Source organism: Kitasatospora sp. NPDC054768 (genome assembly GCF_053612025.1).
In genome coordinates this window covers 1-5,151 of record NZ_JBSHBN010000293.1, presented here as the reverse complement: position 1 = coordinate 5,151, position 5,151 = coordinate 1, and the positions used below count along the sequence as shown (strand labels likewise).

4 protein-coding genes and 1 riboswitch are annotated in these 5,151 nt (G+C 74.2%); of the genes, 2 read left to right on the top strand and 2 right to left on the bottom strand.

The window, feature by feature from the left end; all coding sequences use genetic code 11:
• Nucleotides 1-25: 25 nt before the first annotated feature.
• The gene (gene cobF / locus ACWGKU_RS40365) at nt 26-784 is read right to left on the bottom strand and encodes a precorrin-6A synthase (deacetylating) (protein ID WP_452181052.1); all 759 of its coding nucleotides are present in this window, start codon (nt 782-784) and stop codon (nt 26-28) included.
• Between the two features lie 114 nt (nt 785-898).
• A riboswitch (cobalamin riboswitch) is annotated at nt 899-1,128 on the top strand.
• Between the two features lie 156 nt (nt 1,129-1,284).
• Here cobF and metE point away from each other — a divergent pair.
• Nucleotides 1,285-3,600, top strand: coding sequence for a 5-methyltetrahydropteroyltriglutamate--homocysteine S-methyltransferase (gene metE / locus ACWGKU_RS40360; protein WP_452181051.1), 2,316 nt, complete (start codon nt 1,285-1,287; stop codon nt 3,598-3,600).
• Nucleotides 3,601-3,779: 179 nt separating this feature from the next.
• Here the strand turns inward: metE and ACWGKU_RS40355 are convergent, their stop codons facing one another.
• Nucleotides 3,780-4,631 carry an SDR family oxidoreductase gene (locus tag ACWGKU_RS40355; protein ID WP_452181091.1) on the bottom strand — a complete coding sequence of 284 codons (852 nt, stop codon included), beginning with the start codon at nt 4,629-4,631 and terminating at the stop codon, nt 3,780-3,782.
• A gap of 69 nt (nt 4,632-4,700) precedes the next feature.
• Between ACWGKU_RS40355 and ACWGKU_RS40350 the strand changes: the two genes are divergently transcribed.
• Complete coding sequence (locus ACWGKU_RS40350; RefSeq protein ID WP_401052153.1) at nt 4,701-5,120, top strand: MarR family winged helix-turn-helix transcriptional regulator; 420 nt, start codon at nt 4,701-4,703, stop codon at nt 5,118-5,120.
• The last annotated feature ends 31 nt before the right edge of the window (nt 5,121-5,151 follow it).

Sequence of the window (5,151 nt, the reverse complement as noted above, 5' to 3'; positions counted from 1 at the left end):
TGTGTATAAGAGACAGGGCGTCGGGTCAGCCGTCCGAGCGTCGCAGCAGGTAGGTGTCCATGATCCAGCCCTTGCGCTCCCGGGCCCGCTCACGCAGCTCGCGGATGCGCGGGGCGGCCTCGGCGAGCGGACCGGAGACGAGCACCTCGTCGGGGGTGCCGAGGTAGGCGCCGTAGCGGATCTCCAGCCCCTCGGGGTCGATCCCGGCGAAGGCGGCCCGGCCGTCGAGCATCACCACCACGTCGTCCACCCCCTCGGGGAACCCCTCGGCGAGGCGGCGGCCGGTGGTGATCTGCACCGGCCGGCCGACCCGGGTCAGCGTGGTGCGGTGCCGGGCGGCGAGCGCGGAGACGCTGCTGATGCCCGGAACCACCTCGTACGCGAAGGGCACGCCGCCCCGGTTCGACACGTCGTCCACCACGGCGATGACGCTGTCGTAGAGGGCGGGATCGCCCCAGACCAGGAAGGCGCCGTTCTCGCCCGGGCCGAGGTGCTCGGCGACCAGCCGTTCGACCAGATCGGCGCGGCGGACGCGCCAGTCGTCCACGGCGGCCGCGTACGCGGGGGTGGCGCGGTCCCGTTCGGCGTCCGGCGCCTCGACCACGCGGTGCCCGGGCCGTCCGTGGTCGGCCAGCATCCGGCGACGCAGCCCGATCAGGTCCCGCCGTTCCTCGCTCTTGTCGAGGATGAAGAAGACGTCGGTGCGACCGATCGCCTTGATCGCCTGCAGGGTGAGGTGGTCGGGGTCGCCCGCGCCGATGCCGATGACGAAGATGTGCCGCATGGGAGACATTCTGCCGTCCGCCCCCGGGTGCGCCGCCCGGGGCCGGGCGCGGAGTCTGCGTCTCACCACGCGGACGCCTTGCGGGATTTCCGCCTCGACGCCGACGGTTTGCCCCTAAGCTGGCGGTGCAGCTGGTTCGCCCTGTCCGCCAGGCAGGCGCGTCGCAAGAGGGAACCCGGTGGGAATCCGGGACTGCCCCGCAGCGGTGAGTGGGAACGACCGCCGTCATACGCACTGGACCCGGGACGGGTCTGGGAAGCGACGGCCAGTAGGTGTCCGCCCCGGTTTCGGCCGAGGTGGGTGTGCCCGCGAGTCCGAAGACCTGCCACTGCCCGTGCGCGAGCGTTCGCGCGCGGCCATCCGGTGACCTCGTGGGCGGGTCGGCGACCATATCGGGCGGAGCCGCGCACGGGTGCGGTCGTCCGTCCGGTCCGTCATCCCTTCGCGTCCTCGTGCCGTCACCGGGCACTTGAGGATCCAGACTCGCGAAGGAGAGTCCCTTGACCACGAAGTCCGCAGCCGCGGCGAGCGTCGCCACCGCCCACGGCTACCCCCGCCAGGGCCGGGGCCGTGAAGTGAAGAAGGCGATCGAGGGGTACTGGAAGGGCGCGGTCGCGGCCGAGGCGCTGCTGGCGACCGCCGCCGACCTGCGTCGGACGAACTGGGCGCAGCTCGTCGAGGCGGGGGTCGCAGAAGTGCCGACCGGCGACTTCTCGCTCTACGACCACGTGCTGGACAGCACCGTGGCGGTCGGCGCGATCCCGCCGCGGCACCGGGAGGCGGTCGACGCCGACCCGCTGGCCGGGTACTTCGCGATGGCGCGCGGCAACCAGGACGTCGCTCCGTTGGAGATGACCAAGTGGTTCGACACCAACTACCACTACCTGGTGCCGGAGTTGGGCCCGGACACGGTGTTCGCCGCGAACCCGGCCAAGGCGGTCGGCGAGCTGCGCGAGGCGCTGCTGCTCGGCCACGCCGCCCGGCCGGTGCTGGTCGGGCCGGTCAGCTACCTGCTGCTCGCCAAGCCGGCGCCCGGGGTGGGCGCGGACTTCCAGCCGATCACCCTGCTGGACCGGCTGCTGCCCGTCTACGCCCGGCTGCTGGCCGAGTTGCGTGCCGCCGGCGCCGCGTGGGTGCAGCTGGACGAGCCCGCGCTGGTGCAGGACCGCACCCCGGCCGAGCTCAACGCGGCCGCCCGCGCCTACCGCGAGCTGGGCGGTCTCACCGAGCGGCCCAAGCTGCTGGTCGCGAGCTACTTCGACCGGCTCGGCGAGGCGCTGCCGGTGCTGGCCAAGGCCCCGGTCGAGGGCCTGGCGCTGGACTTCACCGGCCCGGCCGCCGCCAACCTGGAGGACCTCGCCGCCGCCGGCGGTCTGCCCGGCAAGCGGCTGGTGGCGGGGGTGATCGACGGGCGCAACATCTGGATCAACGACCTGGAGAAGTCGCTGGTGACCCTGGCGACCCTGCTCGGCCTCGCCGGCACCGTCGACGTGGCGCCGTCCTGCTCGCTGCTGCACGTGCCGATCGACGCCGCCGCGGAGCGCGACATCGACCCGCAGATCGCCCGCTGGCTGGCCTTCGCCCGACAGAAGGCCGGCGAGGCGGCACTGCTCGCCCGGGGCCTGCGCGAGGGCACCGGCGCGATCACCGCCGAGCTCGCCGCCAACCGCGCCGACCTCGCCTCCCGCGCCAACTCCCCGATCACCCGCGACCCGGCGGTGCGCGCCCGCGCCGCCGCCGTCACCGCCGACGACACCCGGCGCGCCCAGGCGTACCCGCAGCGGGCCGAGGCCCAGCGCGCCCGGCTCGGGCTGCCGCTGTTGCCGACCACCACCATCGGCTCCTTTCCCCAGACCACCGAACTGCGCACCGCCCGCGCCGATCTGACGGCGGGTCGGATCGACGCCCCGGCCTACCGGGAGCGGATGGAGGCGGAGGTCCGCGAGGTCGTCGCCTACCAGGAGAAGGCCGGGCTGGACGTCCTGGTGCACGGCGAGCCCGAGCGCAACGACATGGTCCAGTACTTCGCCGAGCAGCTCACCGGCTACCTCGCCACCCGGCATGGCTGGGTCCAGTCGTACGGCACCCGGTACGTGCGCCCGCCGGTGCTGGCCGGGGACATCTCCCGTCCGCACCCGATGACCACCGACTGGTTCGGCTACGCGCAGGGCCTGACCGACCGCCCGGTCAAGGGCATGCTGACCGGCCCGGTCACCATGCTCGCCTGGTCCTTCGTCCGCGACGACCAGCCGCTCGCCGACACCGCCCGGCAGGTGGCCCTCGCCCTGCGCGACGAGGTCGTCGACCTGGAGGCGGCCGGCGCCGCCGTCGTGCAGGTCGACGAGCCGGCGCTGCGCGAGACCCTCCCGCTGCGGGCCGCCGCCCGCCCGGCGTACCTGGCCTGGGCCACCGAGGCCTTCCGCCTCGCCACCTCCGGCGTCCGCGCGGACACCCAGATCCACACCCACATGTGCTACGCCGAGTTCGGCGCGATCATGACCGCGATCGACGAACTCGACGCCGACGTCATCTCCCTGGAGGCCACCCGCTCCCGCATGGAGGTGGCCGGCGAGCTGGCCGAGGCGGGCTACCCGCGCGAGGTCGGCCCCGGCGTCTGGGACATCCACTCCCCGCGCGTCCCGAGCACCGACGAAGCCGTCTCGTTGTTGCGCGCGGGCCTGGCGGCGATCCCGGCGGAGCGGCTCTGGGTCAACCCGGACTGCGGGCTGAAGACCCGCGGCTGGACGGAGACCCGGGCCTCGCTGGAGAGCCTGGTCGGCGCCGCCCGCCTGCTGCGCGAGGAACTGGCCGGCTGACGGCGCCGGGGTGGGCGCGGCGGCCTTGCCGCGCCCGCCCCGGTCCCCGGCCGGCCGGTCCCCTGGGCGGACGCGGGCGGGCGGACCAGGGCGTCGCGGGCGCGCCGCCCGGTGACGGGGGCGGCCCGGCCACCGTACCGCTCGCGGGCCCCGTGCCCCGGTGATCGACGGGCCAGGCCCTATGCGACCCAGCCGGAGGTGAGGCCCTGGACGGCCGAGCCGTCGAGGTCCTTGAGCTTGACCCCGGCGAAGGCCCGGGCGACGTCGGAGGTGAGCACCCGGAAGGCGGGTCGTTCGGCGGCGAGCAGGTCGAGGATCCCGGCGGCCACGTCCTCGGCCGCCTGGGCGTTGGCGAAGGCGCCGCGGGTGCGGTCCAGGTAGGCGGCCAGGGCCGGGGCGTACGGCCCGGCCTGTTCGGCCGCGTCGTCCGTCAGGCCCACGTTGCTGACGAACTCGCTGGCCACCGCGCCCGGCTCGACGACGCTGACGGAGACGCCGGCGGTGGCCGCGACCGGGGCGAGGGACTCCATGTAGCCCTCGACCGCGAACTTGGCGGCGCAGTAGGCCTCGTTGAAGGGCTGGCCGACCACGCCGCCGACGCTGGTCACGGTCAGCACGCGGCCCTTGCTCGCCCGCAGCAGGGGCAGGGCGGCCTTCGTGGTGTGCAGCACCCCGAAGAAGTTGACCTCCATGACGGCGCGGACGTCGTCGACGCTCTCCTGCTCCAGGGTGCCGATGTGGCCGGCGCCGGCGTTGTTGACCAGCGCGTCCAGCCGGTCGACGCCGGCCAGGCAGGCCTGGACCGACGCGGGGTCGGTGACGTCGAGCGTCCGGAGGTCGACGGTGACCCCGGCTTCCTCGGCGGCCGCCAGCAGCGGGCCGGCCTTGGCGGTGTTCCGCATGGTGGCGATGACGCGCCAGCCGGCGCGGGCGGCGGCGACGGCGGTGGCCAGGCCGATGCCGGAGGAGGTGCCGGTGATCAGGACGGTCCGGTCGCTCATCTCGCTGGACTCCCAGTGCTTATGGAGCATAACCAATATGATCCATAACTATGTGGGCTGACATTTCACTTTGTCAAGCACCTGGATAGTCTGGTGGCCATGTCCCACCCACCGGATGACCTCACCCAGGAGATCGTCGGACTCTTCGCGGCCGTCAACCGCCGCTACGGCCGGGAGTCCGAGGCGGCCGCGGCGGCCCACGACCTGACCGCGCTGCAGGCCAAGGCGCTGCTCGCCGCCGAGGTCCCGGTCCCGACGCGCCGGATCGCCGAGCGGCTGCACGCGGAGCCGTCCAATGTGACGGTGATCGTCGACCGCCTGGAGTCCCGCGGCCTGGTCGAGCGCAGCGTCGATCCCGCCGACCGTCGTGTCAAGCACGTCGCCGCCACCGCCGCCGGCCGCGAGGTCGCCGCGGATCTGCGCGCCCGCATGCCCTTCGCCGGCGACCCGCTGGCCCGGCTCGACGCCGAGCAGCGCGGGTCGCTGCGCGAACTCCTGCGGCTGGTCCTGGAGGCATGACGGCGGACCCCCCGGGCAACTGCCCGGGGGG

Bases quoted from the DNA above. Each gene is read 5' to 3' on its own strand.
- cobF (WP_452181052.1), bottom strand. From the start codon at position 784: ATGCGGCACATCTTCGTCATCGGCATCGGCGCGGGCGACCCCGACCAC.
- ACWGKU_RS40355 (WP_452181091.1), bottom strand. From the start codon at position 4,631: ATGCTCCATAAGCACTGGGAGTCCAGCGAGATGAGCGACCGGACCGTC.
- ACWGKU_RS40350 (WP_401052153.1), top strand. From the start codon at position 4,701: ATGTCCCACCCACCGGATGACCTCACCCAGGAGATCGTCGGACTCTTC.